We start from the raw sequence: 20,414 nt of genomic DNA, 5'->3' as shown, positions 1-20,414 counted from the left end.
AAAATCGTTTGTATTTGATCCTTTAATTTTAACATAGAAATCTACAGGGGTTATTTTGGTATTCAACCAAACTAATCATGTGGATTTTATTTTCAAAAACTGTTCCAAATGATTTAATAATAATTCCCATGCTTTCTTGTTTGATCTTTATATGAAACAGTCTTACTTTTATTTGGAACTGATAATTAGCATTGAATAATATATTTTATCAAACAGATTAATATTTGATGAAAAATCTGATGGATCACTTTAAAAAAATGAAGATGTTCTAAAAGGTCACAATCTTGTCTTAGCTATAGAGAGAAATCAGATAATACTGATAATAAAGTGATTTCTCCTGTCGTTGAAGTGATAGATTAAATGTTTAATTGTGACTTTTTATATACCTTCATAAATATTTCTTTTTTAGTGAATTAAATATCTCTTTTTAGTTCCTTGTTTAAATAATCATAATATACAAAAATAAGATTTTATAAATGAAGAGATTCATTTTAAAATAAGATTTTATCGAGTAAATAAGTTATTGATCGATTTTTTTAAAAAAAATGCTTCAAAAAATTTGGAGAAACAAAAAACATGCTTATATTTGCACTCGCAATGCGGAAGTAGCTCAGTTGGTAGAGCTCCAGCCTTCCAAGCTGGTTGTCGCGAGTTCGAGCCTCGTCTTCCGCTCTAAGCCCAAGAAATTCTTGGGCTTTTTTATTACTTTTATATTGCTAATCAAAACAAATCAAGTCCAAACCTGTGGATTAGGAAAAAAGTTTGACAATCTGAGTTTACTAAAGTGATAAATAAGATGTTGCTTCTATAATTAAAAAACGGATCTAATTTTTAATTATTTAAAACTAGATCCGTTTGATTCTAATACCTGCTTGTTATGTTAAAAAGTTTAAATTTTCTTCAGGAGCCATTTCTACAGGAAACTCTCCCGATCTAAAAAGTCTGGCAGTAAGTTCACCTCTTAAAAAAATATTATTATTATAAACTTCTAGCCAACTTCCTTCTCGTAATCCTAAAACAGGAATCGTATTTAGTTTATGAAATTCGTTAATACGGATTTCTCGGGTTTCGCCCATGTGGGTAGACCCTTCAATTGGATCTAAATAATGAGGGTTTAAATTAAAAGGAATTAAGCCCAATGTGTTAAAACTAGGGGGTAAAATGATAGGCATATCATTGGTTGTGTTCATTGTTTTACCGCCAATATTGCTTCCCGCGCTTGTTCCAAGATAAGGAGTTCCATTTTCAATTACCTCTTTTAAAATAGAGATTAAGTCTTTTTCATAAAGTTTGGTTACCAATAAAAAAGTATTACCACCACCTGTAAAGATGGCTTCAGCATTTTGTACTGCTTCTATAGTATTTTCAAATTCGTGTATTCCTTTTACCGTGATATCAATTTTTAAAAAAGCTTCCCTTACTTTTGAAGTGTATTCGTCATAACTTATTCCGTTTGGTTGCGCATACGGTATAAAAAGTAAAGTCTTTACTCCGTCAAAATGCTTGCTTAAAGTAGGTAGTAAATATTCTAAATAACCACCGCTGTATAAAGTGGATGTGCTTGCTAAAATAACTTTTTTCATTTTTATAAATTTGAATCAAATATACAGAATTAACAAAATTTTACTATCCTATTAGTGCTTTATTGACTAAAAGGCCTATTATTTTTACAAAAAAAATAGGGCTAAAAAAAGATACTTTTGTTCTTTTGTATAGAATCTGTCTTTGCTCAGTAAATAAAATATTAAAGGAGGAATAGAAGTAGGCTTAACAAACAAAGATAGTTTAATGGTTATTAATCGAACGACAGGGTATTGGGTTTGTACAAATCCAATGGGAGAGTTCGAAATAGTATCTTGTCTAGAAGATATTTTGGTAATAACTTCTCCAAATATAGAGCCACTTCAGATACAGTTAAATGTAAGTTCTTTCAAGACAGATGTACTTTTGCTTCGTTTTTTTAAAAAATAAAAGAATTAGAGAGGTATATGTCAAACGATTTACAGTCCTATCACGAGGAAGAGTGAATAAAAATAAAGTATTAGAATATAAAGTAAAAGAAAGTAAAGAGAATTTTTATGATTTAAATTCAAAATGGCCTTTAGAAGGAATTCTAAATACGTTTTCAGGAAAAACGAAAATGGTTGAAAAAGTACTAGAAAATGAAAAATATGAATCCAATACAGTCAGACTTTTAAATAAACTTTAGATTGCGTATTAGACTTCGTTTTGAAACAAAATTTGGCAATAAATTCAAATGCTCACGGAAAATTTTAGAAGATGAAATAGTCCGCTATTTCGATGAATAAAAATGGAGTACATGCTTAAATTGGAAGAAAAATAAAGAGGAATAGATTTACTTCGTCTATTCGCTACGCTCGGGTCTAATGCGGAATTTGAGGTTAAGCGGCACAGTTTGTTACTAATTCCTTTAGGAGGTGTGGGGATAAAAGGTTTGATTAATCAAATTTCGGGTAGAATAGCCATGTTAAAAAAAGAATTAAAAATAGAGCAAAAACGAAATGAACTATGCCCATCTAAAATTAGTTTTAAAAGATGCTTTTTTTACAAATGTTTTAAAAATAGCCAACAATTATTTAAGTAGTTTATTCTTCCGAAAATCCTGCTGTAATTCAAAAAAAAATAATTCAAAAAAATATGGATCTTTGCGTTCAGATTTAATTAATTTACCCTTTAAATACAAAGAAATAATTGCCCTTCAAAATAATACTTTTATAAAATGATAAAAAAAATTACGTTATTTTTAATAACCCTTTTGTTCTTAAGCTCCTTTATGATACATAAGTTTTATGTATCTATATATCAGATTAGTTATGTGCCTGAAAAAAAAAGACTTCAGATAATAACCCGAATTTTTATAGATGATTTTAATCAAGCCTTGTTATCTAAATACCACGTAAAAACTGCTTTAGGAGAAAAAGAAGAGACAGAAAAAGATGTAGTGTTTATGAAAAAATATATACAAGAAACATTTAAGATAAAAATAAATGGAAAATCAGAAACCTTATATTTTGTACAAAAAGAAATAGAAGCAAATGTCTTAGTAGGATATTATAAAATTGAAAACATATCAAAACTAAAAGTTCTTGAAATAGAGAATAATGCTCTCTTAGAATTGAATGATGAACAGCAAAATATTATTCATATAAACAATAAAGGAATTAAAAATAGTTTTTTGTTTTCAGGTAATAATATAAATGGAGTGTTAAAGTATTGATAAATGTTTAAGAAAATTAAAAAAAGAATTTATTTTTAGCCTTTTAAACCCAGATTTCGCATTAGACTTCGTTGAAAATAAAGAGGAATAGATTTCCAATGCCGAATTTGAGTTAAAATTAGAAAATTAAAGTACCAACCAATTTTAATTAAAAAATGAAAAAATTAACGTCTCTAGTAGTTGCGTTATTCTCTACTTTTTTAGGAGTGGCTCAAGAATTACAAAGTAAGTCCAAATCAGAAACTCATACAGATCAAAGTAAGTTTCGTCAAATGTATGATCTGATGGCTACTCCCAATATGTATCGTACTGCTTCAGGAGCTCCAGGTCCTGAATATTACCAACAACGAGCAGACTATAAAATGGATATTGAGTTAGATGATAAAAAAGCGCGTTTGTATGGAATAGAAACTATTACCTATACTAATAATGCAAAAGAATCATTAGATTATTTATGGGTACAATTAGATCAAAATCTTTTTTCTAAAACATCTAAAACACCTCTGGTAAAAAGCGAAAAAATAGATCCTGCTATAAGTGCTAGAGCCTTTTCTAGATCGTATATGGAAGAAAAATTTGATGGCGGTTTCAAAATAGAATATATAAAAGATGTTGCAGGGCAAGCGGTTCCGTACACTATAAACGAAACCATGATGCGTATTAACTTAAAAACACCTTTGGCAAAAGGACAAAAATTTATCTTTACTATAAAATGGTGGTACAATGTAGGAAACTATATGGTTGATGGTGGTCGTAGTGGTTATGAGCAATTTCCTGATGGAAACCGATTGTATGTATTAGCACAATTTTTTCCCCGTATGGCAGTCTATAATGATGTAGAAGGTTGGCAAAATATGCAATTTTGGGGACAAGGAGAATTTGCTTTGCCTTTCGGAAATTATGAAGTAAATATAACCGTACCAGCGGATCATATTATGGAAGCTACAGGTACTTTGCAAAATAAAGTAGAAGTGTTAACATCTATTCAGTTACAACGTTATTTACAAGCAGAAAAAACGTTTGATAAACCTGTGATTATTGCTACGCAAGAAGAAGCAATAGAAAGAGAAAAAACATGGTCAGATAAAAAGAAAGTATGGCGTTTTAAAGCTGAGAATGTACGTGATTTTGGAATATCTACTTCTCGAAAATTTATTTTAGATGCCATGGCCGTTCAGTTAGGAGAAAAAAAGGTAATGGCTACCTCTATCTATCCGAAAGAAGGGAATCCATTATGGGAGCAATATTCTACTAAAATAGTAGCACATACACTTAAGAGTTATTCTGCAAAAACATTTGATTATCCTTATCCCAAAGCGGTTTCAGTTAACGCCCAAGATCAAGGGATGGAATATCCAATGATTTGTTGGAATTTTGGAAGACCTGATGAGAAAGGAAATTATTCAGATCATTTAAAATACGGTATGATGGGCGTTATAATTCATGAAGTAGGACATAATTTCTTTCCTATGATCGTAAATTCAGATGAACGTCAATGGACTTGGATGGATGAAGGACTCAATACTTTTTTAGAATATTTAGCAGAAATAGAGTGGGATCCTAATTTTCCAACAGATCGAGGACCAGCCAAAATGATTATTCCTTATATGAGCGGAGATCAAAACGGTATAGAACCTATTATGTCCAATTCAGAAGTTATTAAGCAATTTGGAAATAACGCGTATGGTAAACCAGCAACAGGTTTGAATATTTTGAGAGAAACGATCATGGGACACGAACTTTTTGATTACGCATTCAAAACTTATGCCAATCGTTGGAAATTTAAACACCCTACTCCAGAAGACTTTTTTAGAACAATGGAAGACGCTTCAGGAGTTGATTTAGATTGGTTTTGGCGTGGGTGGTTTTATACAACAGATTATAATGATATAGGAGTTAAAGAAGTTAAACAATTCTTTGTAACAAATGATGAGCCAGTAGGTCTTAAAGCACAAGAAATAACACGAAAAAATCGTTTTAAAGCATCAGGACCTAAAGTCTATATGATAGATAAAACAAGCGTTGATTTTAAACCAGAAATGGATAAATCGTTTGATGCGAAAGAAATTAAAACATTAGAAGAGTTTGTAAATAAAAATTTCACAACAGAAGAAAAAGCTAAATTAATAGCCCCTAAATATTTTTATCAAGTAACTTTTGATAAACCAGGAGGTTTAGTTATGCCTTTATTGGTTGAAATCACTTATGAAGACGGAACAATAGAAAATTATAAATTTCCAGCTCAAATTTGGTTGAAAAATGATAAAGAAGTCTCACGTGTCTTCCCAACTCAAAAAATTATCAAAAAAATAAAAGTAGATCCTAAAGAAGAAACAGCAGACATAAATATTTATAATAATACTTGGCCTAAAGAAGAAATGAAATCTAAATTTGATTAAAAATAAAGAGAGTTGTATTGACTCTCTTTATACTTGTTTTCTTGCGAATGATATCAGACTGTGAAAAATCGCTCTTTATTAATACATTTCATCACGCCAAATTAATATAACATTGTTTTGAACGGTATAATAATTAGAAGTTACTTTGTTTTCTAAATGGACTTAATGTAAAAGATTACAGAAATTTTATGGATGGGTTGTATTACTTCAAAAAAAGGATCTCCCTTTTTTAGCAATCTATTTTTTTAGTTATACTCAAAGAAGTTTAGGTATTTTGTAACAGATAAATATAGAATGATAAGTTTTTTATTTCTTTTAACGTGTATTCATTAAATTTCTATTTACCTTTGTAAAAAGCAAAAAAAAAGAGTATGTTCGGAATTGGCGGAGGTGAGTTAATATTTATTATCTTCATAGCACTCATGTTATTTGGCGCAGATAAAATACCTGATATAGCACGTACTTTAGGTAAAGGAATGGCGCAGTTGAAAAATGCGACCAATGATATTAAATCAGAAATTCAAAACAGTACTACTGGAAAAGAAATTAGTCAGATGACAACTGATTTTTCTAAAGAAGTGGAAAGCATAAAACAAAATGTGCAAGATCGTATCATGAAAGATGTTCCGGTTCAAAATCCTTTAGATATTACAGAAGAAATAAATGAGGTAAAAGAGAATTTTGAAGATTTAACCGGTCCTATAAAACGCCAGATGTAATGTTAAAGCATATAATAGAATTAGATAAACAACTTTTTATTTTTTTAAACAATTTAGGGTCGGAACCATTTGATGGTTTTTGGTTATTTGTGACGAAGCAATTTCATTGGACCCCTTTTTTTATAGCTATGTTATATTTAGTCTATAAAAAAGTAGGTGGATGGAAGCCTTTTTTAATAGTTATAGTTACTATTGCTTTACTAGTTGCTGTAACGGATCAGTTTACGAATCTTGTAAAAGAAGTAGTTCAGCGTCTACGTCCTTGTAGTACTCCTGAATTAAAAGGAATGATACGAATAGTAAAAAGTAGTGATACATTTAGTTTTTTTTCAGGACATGCCGCCAATTCTATGGCAACTACCGTTTTTGTATACTTAATTCTTAAAAAAAAATATAAATACGCGTATCTACTTTTCTTTTTTCCTTTAATTTTTGCCTACAGTCGTATTTATCTAGGATTACACTATCCAATTGATATTTTAACAGGTTATGTAGTAGGGGTCATTTTAGGGCTGTCCTTTAATATATTATATCGTAAATGGGTAACAAAAAATGAGCAGTAGTTTATAAAACTCTGCTCACAGTTAATCCATCTCTTATAGGGAGTAAAACAGTTTCTACTCTAGGATCCTCTTTCAAAAGCTGGTTGTATTCTAATAAAACGCGGGTGCTTTTATCATTAGTCTTTACTTCTTCTAGTACTTTGCCACTCCATAAGACGTTATCTGATAAAATAATACCACCAGAACGCATCATAGGAATAATGAGATTAAAATAATTAATGTAATTTTCCTTGTCGGCATCTATAAAAACCAAGTCAAAAGATTTATTCAAAGAAGGAATAACGTCCAATGCGTTTCCTAAATGCTGTTGTATTTGAGCCGCCCAAGATGATTGATCAAAATATTTTTTTTGAAAATCAAAAAGCTCTTCATTATTATCTATAGTGTCAAGTGTACCATTTTTAGTAAGCCCTTCAGCCAAGCATAAAGCAGCATACCCTGTATAAGTTCCTATTTCAAGAATAGCATTAGGTCTAATTAATTTAGATAACATGCTTAAAACACGTCCCTGAAAATGACCACTTATCATGCGTGGTTGTAGTATTTTTTGATGAGTTTCTTTGTTTAAACGAGCTAATAATTCAGGTTCATTTTCGCTGTGATGCGCTACGTAATTTTCTAATTCTTCTGAAATGAAATGCATAATTTTTAATTGTCAAATACAGTGAGCAAAAATACAAAGTATTATATAAAAAAAGAGGCTTTCCTAAAAAGTCGCGATCTTGTCATTTTCAATCAAAGGGGAAAATCACATAATGCTAATAATGTGACTTGTCCCACCTGTTTGAACAAAGCTCTCGAGTTTCCTGTTGTCTAATTGATGGGCTAGGTGTTTGTTTTACTTTTCAAGCCCCTATTTTAGAAGTTCTATTTAATTAGACTTTCTATGATTTTTTGTACAGGTTCAATTGATTTAGAATATTCTATCGTTGGTCCGGCAACCCATACTGTTTTATAAGTTGCTTGGGTAGCTGCTTTTGTTACGGCGTTATTACCAATCATAAATCGAATTAATTTCGCCCATTTTTTTAAACGTTTGTTTGTGTTTAAAAAACGTTCTAACCAATTTAACTTTGTACCTATTTTTTGAACATAAGGGGTGTTGATGACAGTACAAGGTGTTCCTGAAATTTTTTCAGTCATTACAATATCTTTTGCTCCATAATCTACACAAGCTTGCTTGTACTCTTGAGATACTCCCGCTTCGATAGAAGGAATAAAAAGGCTTCCTATTGAAACGCCAATGGCACCATAACCAAGCATTTTGTCTAAATTTTCTTTGCATCCAACTCCACCAGCAGAAATTACAGGTAAAGAAGTATTTTCATCTAATAATTTAATTAATTTTTCAGGATCTACGTCGCCTCTGTGTCCACCAGCCTGATTGTTCACGGCTATAATAGCATCTGCTTTTAAACTTTCTACTTTTTTAGCAAATTTAAGATCCGTGACATCACAAAAAACTTTAACACCTGCTTTATGGGCTTCCTGTATAGTTTCCTCAGGACTCCCCAAAGAAGTAATGATAAAATCCACTTTTTCTTCACAAAGAACTCTTAATTGTTCTTTGTACTTAATATTTGATTTGTTTACGATTAAGTTAAAACCAAAACTGCCCCCTTTTACTTTAGCTGCTTTTAGTTCCTGTATAGCTTTCTTTAGCTCTTCAAGTGTGCGGTAGTTTAAGGCTGGTATACAGCCCGCAACTCCTGCTTTCATTCCTTCTATTACCATAGTTGTATTAGAAACTAAGAACATAGGTGCCATTATGATAGGGTATTTTATATCTAATAATTCGGTTAATGTAGTCTTTGCCATAATTGTAAATTTGACCAAATATAAGAAAAAAATATTATGCTTGCATATAAAAAAAGAAGCTTTTTAGAAAATAATCTTTGTTAATAGTACATAAGATTTGATATTTGAAAAATTAAGAATTCTTATCTTTGCTCCATGCAGATAGAAAAAAGAGACATACGCGCATTAAGTAAGGAAGAATTACGAACATTTTTTGTATCCAAAGGAGATAAAGCTTTTAGGGGAAATCAAGTTTATGAATGGTTGTGGCAAAAAAAAGCGCATAAATTTGAAGATATGACAAGTCTTTCTAAAGCTACTAGGGAAATGTTAGAACAAAATTTTGTAATTCAACACATAGAGGTAGATCAAATGCAAAGGAGCGAAGATGGAACTGTAAAAAATGCAGTGCGTTTGCATGATGGATTAGTAGTTGAATCCGTATTAATTCCTACAGAAACCCGAACAACAGCATGTGTGTCCAGCCAAGTTGGATGTAGTTTAGATTGTAATTTTTGTGCAACAGCTCAATTAAAGAGAATGCGTAATTTAGAGCCGGGTGAAATTTATGATCAAGTAGCCGCTATAGATTCGGAAAGTCGTTTGTATTATAATCGTCCATTGTCCAATATTGTTTTTATGGGAATGGGAGAGCCTTTAATGAACTATCCTAACGTAATGAAAGCTATTGACAAAATAACATCATCAGAAGGATTAGGAATGTCGCCTAAACGAATTACAGTTTCTACATCAGGAATTTCTAAAATGATAAAAAAAATGGCAGATGACGATGTGAAATTTAAATTGGCAGTTTCTTTACATTCAGCCATTGAAGAAATTAGAAATCAAATTATGCCCTTTACTAAAAATTTTCCATTAACAGATTTGCGAGAGGCTTTAGAATATTGGTATAAAAAAACAAAGAGCAAAGTAACTTATGAATATGTTGTATGGAAAGGAATTAATGATGATAAAAAATCAATAGATGCTTTAGTGAAATTTAGTAAGTACGTTCCTTGTAAAGTTAATTTAATAGAATATAACCCAATAGATCAAGGTGCTTTTCAGCAGGCATCTGAGCAAGTAATAAATCAATATATAAAAGCTTTAGAAGCGGTTGATGTGGTGGTAAAAGTGCGCAGAAGTAGAGGGAAAGATATAGATGCTGCTTGTGGACAATTAGCAAATAAAGAAATTTAAGAAAAGAGGCTTTCTAAAAGGTCATAATCTTATCATTTTGATAAAGGGAGACCTGATGGCTTTGCTCGAATAGGCGAAGCAAATCACATCACATAATGCTGATAATGTGACTTTTTCTATGGTTAAAGTAACATGATGCTACACCTTGAATTTTGATTTTTTGTAAAGCCTCTTTTTAAAGTTATTTAGTTTTTTCTCTAAAAATACTTTCTAAGTTTTTATTTTTCTGAGAAAGTTGTAACATTTTTAATCCATTAAGTTGTGCAAAATCAAATAGGTCAGAACGCATATCTTTTTCCGAATTAAAGGTTAATTCCCAGTAATTTTCGTTTTTAGTATAAGAAATAATGTTAGGTATTTGATGAATCAATGACTCTTCAAATTTTTGGTCAAATTCAACCTCTATTATTTGCTCATTAGCTTCAGTAATTAAGTGTTCAATTTGATTATCGGCCACAATTTTGCCTTGATTAATAATAATCACACGATCGCAAATAGCTTCTACTTCTTGCATAATATGAGTAGAAAGAAAAACGGTTTTATCTTTTCCAATATTTTTAATTAAATCGCGAATTTCAATAATCTGATTAGGATCTAATCCTGTTGTAGGTTCATCTAAAATAAGAACTGCTGGATTATGTAATAATGCGGTTGCCAAACCTACACGTTGTCTATATCCTTTAGAAAGCTGTCCGATTTTTTTATGACTTTCACGTGTTAAACCCGTAAGGGAAATTACGTCTTCTATGCGAGACCGGTTAACCTTATATACATCGGCATTAAAGTTTAAATATTCACGAACATAAAGATCTAAATATAAAGGATTGTGTTCTGGTAGATATCCTACTGATTTTTGAACATCAATTGTTTGAGTGTTTACATCAAATCCATTTACTTTTGCAAGCCCTCCATCTGAATTGATATAAGTTGTTAAGATTTTCATTAAGGTCGATTTTCCTGCTCCATTTGGACCTAAGAAACCAACAATTTCACCTTTGTTTACCTTAAACGAAATATTGTCTAAAGCTTTTTGAGAACCATAACTTTTAGAAATATTTTGAACCTCTATAGACATAAATTATTAACTATTTAAGACAAAAATAAGAAAAACACTCAAAAAGATTTAAATAGTTTTCTTTTTTGAAAAAAAATACTAATTTAGCCAAACGCAAAAAAAACGTATGAACTGTTTAGTAACATTGTATAGCAACTTTTTTTATTACTTCTTTTGGAAAGGAGAGGGATTGTTATGGTGTTAACTGAATAAGTTTAGATTTACAATACTATACAATCCCGAAGTAAAAAGCTTCGGGATTTTTTTTATTAATTTTTTATCAAAGGCGTATGAAAGTTACAGTAGCTATTCAAGGTATAAGAGGATCGTTTCATCAGCAAGTTGCTCAAAATTATTTTGGCGAAAATATTGAAATAGTTGAATGTAAGACTTTTAAGGAAGTAGCCAAACAATTAAAAAAAGGAGCAGTAGATTATGGCGTGATGGCTATAGAAAATTCTATAGCAGGGAGTTTAATTCCTAATTATGCTTTGATAGATGAAAATCAACTAAACGTGTTAGGGGAGTACTTTTTAAAAATAAGTCTTAATCTAATGGCTCTTTCTGGTCAAAAAATAGAAGATATAAAAGAGGTACATTCACATCCTATTGCTTTGCTACAATGTGCTAAATTTTTAGAAAAGAATAAGCATATTAAAGTAATTGAAAGTTCGGATACCGCTATTACAGCAAAAAGAATAAGTGAAGAAAAGCGAAAAGGAATAGCTGCTTTAGCGGGACCAATAGCCTCTGAAGTATATGGATTGGAAATTTTAGCTAAAGAAATACAATCCGTGGAAAGTAGTATTACTCGTTTTATGATTTTAGGAAAAATTAAAAACGATATAAAAAAAGATAAGGTAAATAAAGCTTCTGTTAAATTTGAATTAGATAATACACCAGGAGGTTTAGCAACTGTTTTGAATGTGATGAATAATTGTAAATTAAATTTGACAAAAATCCAATCAATTCCAATTATAGAGAAACCTTTTCAATATTCTTTCTTTGTGGATGTAGTTTTTGAAAAATACTATTATTTTGAAAAAGCTAAAAATATTTTGGAATTAATGACAACTCATTTTAAACTTTTAGGTGAATATCAATCAGGAGATATGCCTTTGAATGAAAATATATATAATCATGATTTAATTTTAATGAACGTATAATGGAAATAAAGAAAGAAAATAGAAAATGGTTTGATGATCTAAAATTAAATCATCCTCTTGTAATTGCGGGGCCTTGTAGTGCCGAAACAGAAGAACAAGTTCTAGCGGTAGCACATGAATTAAAAAACAGTGATGTAAGTATTTTTAGGGCAGGTATTTGGAAACCTCGTACAAGACCAGGAGGTTTTGAAGGAGTAGGAGAAATAGGGTTAAAATGGCTAAAAAAAGCGAAAGAAGAAACAGGTTTGATGATTGCAACAGAGGTAGCAACCGCTCAACATGTAAAGTTAGCATTAGAATACGATGTAGATTTACTTTGGATAGGTGCTCGAACAACAGTTAACCCTTTTGCTGTTCAGGAAATAGCAGATGCCTTACAAAATACAGATAAAATTGTATTGCTTAAAAATCCCGTAAATCCTGATTTATCACTTTGGATAGGAGGACTGGAAAGATTATACCAAGCAGGAATAAAAAAAATAGGCGTTATTCATAGAGGATTTTCTACTTATGAAAAAACAAAATATCGTAATAATCCTGAATGGCAAATAGCTATTGATTTACAAAATAAATTTCCAGAACTAATTATAATTTGTGATCCATCTCATATTACAGGAAAAAGAGAGATGATAGAAGAAGTTTCTCAACAAGCACTTGATATGAATTTTGATGGATTAATGATCGAATCACACTGTAATCCTGATCAAGCATGGAGTGATGCACCACAACAAGTAACCCCTCCAAACTTAAAACAAATGTTTGTAGATTTAAGAGTCCGTAAGATAGACGAACCTTCAGATGATTATCACCAACGTATTTCTAAATTTAGAGCACAAATTGATGGTTTAGATGAAAAATTATTAGAAATTTTGAGCAAACGTATGAAAATAGTAGATCAAATAGGATTGCTTAAAAAAGAAAAAAACGTAGCTATCTTACAAAATAATCGTTGGAATGAAATTCTTGAAAAAATAATTGCAGATGGAGAAGAAAAAGGACTAAGTGAAGAATTTGTATTAAAAATATTCAAATCGATTCACCAAGAAAGTATTGCTCATCAAGAGAAAGTATATAAATCTTAATATATTAGAATGAGGATTCGTGATTTTTGATTTTTGATTTAACTACATTTGTAATTGTTTTTAATTAAAAATCATTAATCCTCAATCGTTAATTTAAATGACAGGAATTGTTTATAAATCTACTGGGAGTTGGTATACAGTAAAAACCGAAAAAAATCAATTTTTAGAATGCCGTATAAAAGGGAAATTTCGTATAAAAGGAATTAAAAGTACCAATCCTATAGCAGTAGGAGATAGTGTAGATTATGAATTAGAAACTTCTGCTGATCAAACGGTTGGAGTTATAACTAAGATTCACGATAGAAAAAATTATATTGTTCGTAAGTCCGTAAACCTTTCTAAACAAACACACATTATCGCATCTAATATAGATGTCGTATTTTTGTTAGTTACCATTAATAATCCCGTAACAACAACCAGCTTTATTGATCGCTTTTTAGTAACAGCAGAAGCTTACGGTATAGAAGCTGTTTTAGTATTCAATAAAATAGATACCTATGATGATAAAACACTTGATGATCAATTATATCTTCAGTATGTATATGCCAATATTGGATATCAATGTTTAAGAGTTTCGGCTAAAAATGGCAAAGGAATTGATGATTTAAAATCATTAATGAAAGACAGAACTTCTATGTTTTCAGGGCATTCAGGCGTAGGAAAATCAACGTTAGTCAATGCCTTAGAACCTACATTGAATTTAAAAACTAAAGAAATCTCTGAGCAACATCAGCAAGGTCAGCATACTACAACCTTTGCCGAAATGTTTGATCTGGGATTTGGAGCTAGAATTATAGATACACCTGGTATTCGTGGTTTTGGAGTAGTAGATATGGAAAAGCAAGAAATAGGAGATTATTTCCCTGAATTTTTCGCTTTAAAAGAGCAGTGTAAATTTAATAATTGTTTGCATAAAGAAGAACCTCATTGCGCTGTAAAAGAAGCTTTAGATGCTGATGAAATAGCTTGGTCAAGATATAATTCATATCTGCAAATTTTAGAAGGTGATGATGAAACCTACAGAAATGATATATATAAAAATAATGATGAGGTATAAAACTAAGTTGAAAAATTTATAATGTACTAAATAGTTTCTTTATCTTCCTTTTTAAACAAATAAAGAAAAATAGTTTAAAAAAGATTGTAAAATACAAACATATAAAATCAACTAAAATTTATTCAAACGCAAAATATTAATAGATATGAAAGTTGTAATTCAACGTGTTTCAGAAGCTTCCGTAACTATAGAAAAAGAAGTTGTTGCAAAAATAAAACAAGGACTTTTGATCTTAGTTGGAATGGAAGATTTAGATAATCAAGAAGATGCTGTTTGGTTAAGTTCAAAGATTGTAAACCTTCGTATTTTTGATGATGAAGAGGGTATTATGAATCGTTCTATCAAGGATATAGAGGGAGATATTATAATAGTAAGTCAATTTACATTACATGCTCAAACCAAAAAAGGAAATCGCCCTAGCTATATAAAAGCCTCAAAGCCTGATATAGCCATTCCTCTATACGAATTATTCGTTAAGCAAATAGAAATTGATCTTGAAAAACCAGTTCAAACAGGACAATTTGGAGCAGATATGAAAGTTGCTTTAGTAAATGATGGTCCCGTAACCATAATAATTGATACAAAAAATAAAGAATAGGAAAGAAACTTATAACAAGAATCATTTATACAACTTTAAATAAAAAGATAAAGTTTTCATAGAATTTATAATTTGAAATAAATGACGTATTCGAACTTTATTTTAGAATCTTGATAATTTTGTTTAATACTTAAAAAAAGGTAATTATGAATATAAAAAACGCGCAACAAGAAGTAGATAATTGGATAAAAAACCACGGTGTACGTTATTTTAATGAATTAACCAACATGGCTCAACTTACAGAAGAAGTAGGAGAAGTAGCCAGAATTATAGCTCGCAGATATGGAGAACAGTCAGAAAAAGAAAGTGACAAAAATAAAGACTTAGGAGAAGAATTAGCCGATGTAGTTTTTGTCGTTTTATGTTTAGCTAATCAAACAGGTGTTGATTTACAAGCCGCCTTTGATAAAAAAATGGATTTAAAAACAAAACGAGATCATGATCGTCATCATAACAATGAAAAGTTAAAATAGTATTAAGTTTTCCAATTGTTTTTATAGGCTGCATTTATAAAAATATTTGAAAATCAATATTTTAAAGAAGGGCAATTTTAATAAAACAAAGTATAGAGGAATTTGTGTAAATAAATTTTTTATCATCTGAATAGATTTAAATAGTGGAAATAAAACTTCGAAAATCAGTTGTTAATAACCAACAAAAAACGATTAAAATAACAGGGAGTAAATCAGAAACCAATAGATTGTTATTATTACAAGCACTATATCCTAGTATTATTGTAGAAAATACTTCCAATTCAGATGATTCAGATGTGATGCAAAAGGCTTTAAATGAGTTAACTGAAAAGTCAGTTGATGTGCATCATGCAGGAACTGCTATGCGTTTCTTGACAGCCTTTTTTGCAATTCAAGAAGGAAAAGAAATGATACTAACAGGATCTTCTCGTATGAAAGAGCGACCTATTAAAATTTTGGTAGAAGCCTTACAACAATTAGGAGTTGAAATTTCATATTTAGAAAAAGAAGGTTTCCCTCCTATAAAAATAAAAGGAAGAAAAATAAAAAAAAATCAAGTTGCGTTACCAGCCAATGTAAGCAGCCAGTATATTTCAGCTTTGCTTTTAATTGCACCAAAATTGGAAGAAGGCTTAGTATTACATTTAGAAGGACAGATTACCTCTATTCCGTATATTAAAATGACTTTGTCATTGTTAAATGAAATGGGAATTCAGACCTCTTTTGAAGAAAATATTATTAAAGTTAATTCAAACTTCAAACTTCAAACTTCAAACTTCATAGTAGAGTCTGACTGGAGTTCAGCATCTTATTGGTACTCTATTATAGCACTTTCGGAGTTAGGAACCCAATTAACCCTTTCTAGTTACAAAAAAAATAGTTTACAAGGCGATGCAGCACTAGTAAAAATCTATCAATATTTTGGTGTAGAAACCCTTTTTAATGATAATTCCATAATATTAACAAAAAAAACACCTCACGCAGCGTTTATATCCCTTGACTTAAACAATTGTCCTGATATTGCTCAGACAATTACAGTAACTTGTTTAGGTCTTAGAGTAAGATGTGATTTGTATGGTTTGCATACCTTAAAAATAAAAGAAACAGATCGTTTAGAAGCTTTAAAAATAGAACTAACTAAATTAGGAGCTGATATTATAATTACGGATGAATCATTACATTTAAAACCTCCTACAATTATTAATGAAAATGTTATTATCAAAACCTATCAAGATCATAGGATGGCAATGGCCTTTGCCCCACTTGCTCTTCAAGTACCAATCATAATAGAAGAGGCCGAGGTAGTGAGTAAGTCATATCCCGATTTTTGGAATGATTTAGCAACAGTTGGTTTTTGTTACACTAGCGTTTAATAATTTCTATAGCTTTTAAAATGGTTTGTATTTTATCTGTTGCAATGGGTAAATGTAGACCATTTTGTGTTTCAATACTTCCACCATCTGATTTATTATATGATTTTATATAATTTGTGTTAAGAATAAAAGATTTATGAATACGAATAAAATTTTTTTGCTCACAAATAATATCTTCAAAGTTTTTAAGATTTCTACTTACAAGTAATTTTTCATTATTGGTAAAATGAATCTCGGAATAAGCACCTTCTCCTTTTATAAGTAAAATATTATGAACTTCAATGAAAACTAAACTGTTACCTGATGGAACCGCTATTTTTTTAAAAGTATCTTCTTTTATATTTTCTTTTAAAATTTGATATCTTTCCATTTTGTCTTTTTCTTTCGTAAAACGAGTCGTAGCATCTATTAATTCTTTAGGATTTATAGGTTTAAGAAGATAATCTATGGCCGAAAATTTAAATGCTTGTATAGCATATTCTTGATAGGCTGTAGTAAAAATAATTTTAAAATTTATTTCATTCTCATCAAAAAAATCCAATAATTCCAGACCACTATGTCCAGGCATTTCAATGTCTAAAAAAATTAAATCAGGTTTGTTTTTTCGAATAGATTTTACACCTTCAGGTAAGTTTTCACATTCTGCTATTATGTTTATTTGAGAACAATATTCTTTTATTAAAAGAGCTAGATTTAATCGAGCTCTTTTTTCATCATCTATAATAATGGCATTTATCATATTTATAAAGGAATTTGAATGATTACTAGAGTGCCATTTGGCAATTGATTTTCCGTTAACTTGTCAATAATCTCGATTGAAATATTTTTTTGATTATATTCATTTAATAAATCTATTCGATTTTGTAAGGCATTAGTAGCAAATGATTGATGTTTTTTGTTTTTAATCTCGTTCAGTTCTTGACTCTTTTTTCTACCAATTCCGTTATCTTCAATTGAAATGTTTAAAACTTTATTTTGTATAGTAAAATTTAGATGTAGTTCCTTTGTCCCAATTTTATGTAATAAGCCATGTTTGAGTGCATTTTCAACATAAGGTTGGAGTAGCATAGAAGGAATCTTTATTGTATCTATATCAAGATCTGATTGCGTTTTAATTGAAAATAAGAAATCGTCTTCAAAACGAGCTTTTTCAATTTCTAAATACAATCTCAATGTTTTAATTTCATCCGAAATATTTATCCAATCTTTATCTGTCATCTCTAAAATAATACGTGTTAGATTTGAAAATTTTGACAAATACTCAATTGCTTCATTTTTTTCATTAGCTATAATATAAGACTGTAAGGTATTCAATGCGTTAAAGAAAAAATGAGGATTCATTTGAGATTTTAATGCTCTCAAATTAGATTGGTTTACATTTTTTTCTAAATGGATCTTATCTAAAAGCAACTGATTTCTTTTTTTTATTTTAGCTAATTGCCATTTTAAAAAGGAATAGATTAATCCTATAAAAAATAAAATCACTAAAGAAATAAAAGAATACGATAACCAAAAAGGTTTACTAATATTTAAAGTGAGTTTTGTTATAACCGATTTTTTACCATTGGCTACCGTTTGAAATTTTAAAGAATGTTTACCAGAAGATAAAGAGTTTAATAATAAATTACGAGCATCCTCATCTGTCAAAATCCAAGAAGAATCATCTATTGAATAGTATAATTTATTTTTCTGATTAGGAATATAAGATAATATAGAATAATTTAAGTTAATGGTGTTTTCAGTATAATGTAAATGCCCCAAATTATCAAGATCGGTTAGTTTACCATTTACTAGTGCTGAATTGAGAATTAATTTAGCAGGAAAATTTTTTCTTTTATTTTTCTTAGGAATAGAAAGAAACCCTTTTGAAGTTACCCCTATTATATTGTTATTTAATTCAATTAGATCTGAAATTTCATGCTCTGGACTTATAGAAATTATTTTTTCAATATGATGAGTCCTTAAATTAAATGAGTAAAGACCGAAAGAAGTAATGATATATAATGTTGAATTTAAAAATTTAATCTTATTAATAGATTCATTATTTATGTATTGTTGTATAGAAACTTGCGTTATATGATTGTCAGAAGTTATGATGTATAATTTTTCAGTACTGGTTATAGCATAAATTTTATCTCCTATGTTCTTTATTTTGGAAAAAAATAATTTTTCCTTTTTTAACTTTATTTCAAATATTTTGTCTTTAACAACAGCAAACAACCCATTGTTGGTGGCATAATAAATAGTGTTATTAAAAGGATTATAAGTAGCTGATTTACCTTGAACCCCATTTATAATAGGAATAATAGTTTGAGTATCATTTTTAGTCCAGAAATCCCATTCATTTTTACTAGTTGCATTTTTTAACAAACCACAAACGCCACTTGCAGCAAATACATAATATTTTTCATTTAGCTTTTGAGCATCTTTTAAAGCAATTATATTTTCTTCCTTTAGTTGATTTTTTAAATTAATCTTTTTAAAAGTATTAGAAGTAAAAAAAAGATGCTGTAAGTCAGATGATAAAAAATATATTTCATGATTACTTCTCCCATCAAATATTCTTTCGAAATTCTTTAAACAAAGATCACCTTTATATAGTTTGTCATCAGCAGATCCAATAAAAATAGATTCATCATTTGTTGAGATGGTTAGTGGTTTTTTGTCAAAAGAGACAAAGTTATTATGTAGATTAGGAACTAATAAAAGACCTTTGTCAAGAGTAGAAAACCAATAATTTTCTTCTTTATCTTTAAAAACATACGAGATATTGAAATCTTTTAAATAAGTATTTCGTGTATTAATGCTCCCGTTAAGGGACTTAATAGCACCTTGTGTTGTACAAATCCAATTAAAAGTCTTATCAAAAGCTAAATTTTGAATAAATGTGAAATTTCCAGTTATTTTTCGTTTATAAAATTTATTCTTCTTAATTTCAAAAAAATAATCAGCATATTTAGAAACAAGTAATAAACCGTTCATGCTTTCTTGTAAAATAGGAGCAGGATAATTTTTATAAACCTCTTTAGGAATAGGAAAAATTTGAATAGATAGATTAGGCTCTACTACCGTAAAAGAATCTCCTAAAAGATAAAATGTAGAATTTGAAAAATGAGTGGCAAATAACTTTTGGGTATTAAAGGCCACTTTTTTATAAATATTTAAGTTCTTTAAATCATAAAAAACAATATAATTTTTTTGTAAAACAATAAGATGCTTTGCCGTAATTCCAAATTTTACAAAACCAATTGTACTCGTATTATGAAGACTTTTTAGTTGATTATTTTCAACGTAGTACAAATAACCATCAAAGTTACTGTACCATATACGACCATAAGCGTCCTCTTGTATAGAAGATCCAGAAATAGATGTTTGATTATCATTGGTATAAGTCAAAAAATATTTACCATCGTACTTGCAAAGTCCCTTATTTGTAGCAAACCACATAAAGCCTTTATGATCTTGAAAAATGTCATACACACTATTAGAAGGCAATCCTTTTGATTGATCAATTTTATAATAAAACGGATTTTGTCCCTTGCAAGATACAGAGTAAAGAAAGATAATAATTGTTAATAATCTTATATAAAGCATAACAACAAAAATAAATTTTTTACTACAACAATACTTTATCAGTTAACCAAAAGAGACTTAGAGTTAACGAAATTTATTGGTTAACTGAAAAACAGGTTTTA

19 protein-coding genes and 1 tRNA gene are annotated in these 20,414 nt (G+C 29.6%); 14 read left to right on the top strand and 6 right to left on the bottom strand.

Annotation, left to right across the window (positions count from 1 at the left end; genetic code table 11):
• Positions 1–599 precede the first annotated feature (599 nt).
• A tRNA-Gly gene (locus tag NAB20_RS01140) sits at positions 600–672 on the top strand.
• Between the two features lie 203 nt (positions 673–875).
• Here the strand turns inward: NAB20_RS01140 and pepE are convergent.
• A complete protein-coding gene (gene pepE / locus NAB20_RS01135) occupies positions 876–1,583 on the bottom strand; it encodes a dipeptidase PepE (RefSeq protein WP_375605370.1) in 708 nt (235 codons plus the stop codon).
• A gap of 205 nt (positions 1,584–1,788) precedes the next feature.
• Between pepE and NAB20_RS01130 the strand changes: the two genes are divergently transcribed.
• From NAB20_RS01130 to NAB20_RS01105, 6 genes are all read left to right on the top strand, one after another.
• Positions 1,789–1,971 (top strand): hypothetical protein, encoded by a 183-nt coding sequence (locus NAB20_RS01130; RefSeq protein ID WP_375605369.1) that lies wholly within the window; start codon positions 1,789–1,791, stop codon positions 1,969–1,971.
• A 52-nt stretch (positions 1,972–2,023) separates the two neighbouring features.
• A complete protein-coding gene (locus NAB20_RS01125; protein WP_375605368.1) occupies positions 2,024–2,209 on the top strand; it encodes a hypothetical protein in 186 nt (61 codons plus the stop codon).
• Positions 2,210–2,740: 531 nt separating this feature from the next.
• Entirely contained in the window at positions 2,741–3,238 is a 498-nt protein-coding gene (locus NAB20_RS01120; RefSeq protein ID WP_105196491.1) for a DUF6702 family protein, read from the top strand.
• Between the two features lie 155 nt (positions 3,239–3,393).
• On the top strand, positions 3,394–5,637 hold the full coding sequence (locus NAB20_RS01115; protein ID WP_105196490.1) for a M1 family metallopeptidase: 2,244 nt from the start codon (positions 3,394–3,396) through the stop codon (positions 5,635–5,637).
• A 371-nt stretch (positions 5,638–6,008) separates the two neighbouring features.
• Positions 6,009–6,356 (top strand): twin-arginine translocase TatA/TatE family subunit, encoded by a 348-nt coding sequence (locus tag NAB20_RS01110; RefSeq protein ID WP_105196489.1) that lies wholly within the window; start codon positions 6,009–6,011, stop codon positions 6,354–6,356.
• Positions 6,356–6,919: a phosphatase PAP2 family protein gene (locus tag NAB20_RS01105; RefSeq protein WP_375605367.1), complete on the top strand. Its 564-nt coding sequence runs from the start codon at positions 6,356–6,358 to the stop codon at positions 6,917–6,919. Before NAB20_RS01110 ends, NAB20_RS01105 begins: the two co-directional genes overlap by 1 nt.
• A 1-nt stretch (position 6,920) precedes the next feature.
• Here the strand turns inward: NAB20_RS01105 and NAB20_RS01100 are convergent, their stop codons facing one another.
• Entirely contained in the window at positions 6,921–7,562 is a 642-nt protein-coding gene (locus NAB20_RS01100; protein ID WP_235877413.1) for an O-methyltransferase, read from the bottom strand.
• 224 nt (positions 7,563–7,786) lie between these two features.
• Entirely contained in the window at positions 7,787–8,737 is a 951-nt protein-coding gene (locus tag NAB20_RS01095; protein ID WP_088391369.1) for a nitronate monooxygenase family protein, read from the bottom strand.
• 135 nt (positions 8,738–8,872) lie between these two features.
• On the opposite strand from NAB20_RS01095, the gene rlmN reads away from it, so the two are divergent.
• The gene (gene rlmN, locus NAB20_RS01090; protein WP_088391371.1) at positions 8,873–9,916 is read left to right on the top strand and encodes a 23S rRNA (adenine(2503)-C(2))-methyltransferase RlmN; all 1,044 of its coding nucleotides are present in this window, start codon (positions 8,873–8,875) and stop codon (positions 9,914–9,916) included.
• A 181-nt stretch (positions 9,917–10,097) separates the two neighbouring features.
• On the opposite strand, the gene gldA is transcribed toward rlmN, so the two are convergent.
• A complete protein-coding gene (gene gldA / locus NAB20_RS01085; protein WP_105196486.1) occupies positions 10,098–10,991 on the bottom strand; it encodes a gliding motility-associated ABC transporter ATP-binding subunit GldA in 894 nt (297 codons plus the stop codon).
• Between the two features lie 269 nt (positions 10,992–11,260).
• On the opposite strand from gldA, the gene NAB20_RS01080 reads away from it, so the two are divergent.
• The 6 genes from NAB20_RS01080 to NAB20_RS01055 all read left to right on the top strand — a co-directional run bounded on the left by NAB20_RS01080 (position 11,261) and on the right by NAB20_RS01055 (position 16,719).
• Complete coding sequence (locus NAB20_RS01080) at positions 11,261–12,136, top strand: prephenate dehydratase (protein WP_105196485.1); 876 nt, start codon at positions 11,261–11,263, stop codon at positions 12,134–12,136.
• Positions 12,136–13,218, top strand: coding sequence for a bifunctional 3-deoxy-7-phosphoheptulonate synthase/chorismate mutase type II (locus NAB20_RS01075; protein WP_105196484.1), 1,083 nt, complete (start codon positions 12,136–12,138; stop codon positions 13,216–13,218). The genes NAB20_RS01080 and NAB20_RS01075 overlap by 1 nt, the downstream gene beginning before the upstream one ends.
• A 97-nt stretch (positions 13,219–13,315) precedes the next feature.
• A complete protein-coding gene (gene rsgA / locus NAB20_RS01070; RefSeq protein ID WP_105196483.1) occupies positions 13,316–14,275 on the top strand; it encodes a ribosome small subunit-dependent GTPase A in 960 nt (319 codons plus the stop codon).
• A gap of 145 nt (positions 14,276–14,420) precedes the next feature.
• The gene (dtd, locus tag NAB20_RS01065) at positions 14,421–14,873 is read left to right on the top strand and encodes a D-aminoacyl-tRNA deacylase (protein ID WP_375605366.1); all 453 of its coding nucleotides are present in this window, start codon (positions 14,421–14,423) and stop codon (positions 14,871–14,873) included.
• Between the two features lie 146 nt (positions 14,874–15,019).
• Positions 15,020–15,346 (top strand): nucleotide pyrophosphohydrolase, encoded by a 327-nt coding sequence (locus NAB20_RS01060; protein WP_105196481.1) that lies wholly within the window; start codon positions 15,020–15,022, stop codon positions 15,344–15,346.
• 143 nt (positions 15,347–15,489) lie between these two features.
• Positions 15,490–16,719 carry a 3-phosphoshikimate 1-carboxyvinyltransferase gene (locus NAB20_RS01055; RefSeq protein WP_088391383.1) on the top strand — a complete coding sequence of 410 codons (1,230 nt, stop codon included), beginning with the start codon at positions 15,490–15,492 and terminating at the stop codon, positions 16,717–16,719.
• Here NAB20_RS01055 and NAB20_RS01050 read toward each other — a convergent pair.
• Together NAB20_RS01050 and NAB20_RS01045 are read right to left on the bottom strand one after the other, a co-directional pair.
• On the bottom strand, positions 16,709–17,458 hold the full coding sequence (locus tag NAB20_RS01050; protein WP_105196479.1) for a LytTR family DNA-binding domain-containing protein: 750 nt from the start codon (positions 17,456–17,458) through the stop codon (positions 16,709–16,711). The two genes, NAB20_RS01055 and NAB20_RS01050, sit on opposite strands and share 11 nt — an antisense overlap.
• A gap of 2 nt (positions 17,459–17,460) precedes the next feature.
• Complete coding sequence (locus NAB20_RS01045; RefSeq protein WP_375605365.1) at positions 17,461–20,313, bottom strand: histidine kinase; 2,853 nt, start codon at positions 20,311–20,313, stop codon at positions 17,461–17,463.
• Between the last annotated feature and the right edge of the window lie 101 nt (positions 20,314–20,414).

It is taken from the genome of Flavobacterium davisii, assembly GCF_042182265.1.
GTDB lineage: Bacteria > Bacteroidota > Bacteroidia > Flavobacteriales > Flavobacteriaceae > Flavobacterium > Flavobacterium davisii.
The sequence above is the reverse complement of the archived record's forward strand: the minus strand, read 5'-3'. Positions and strand labels throughout refer to the sequence as shown.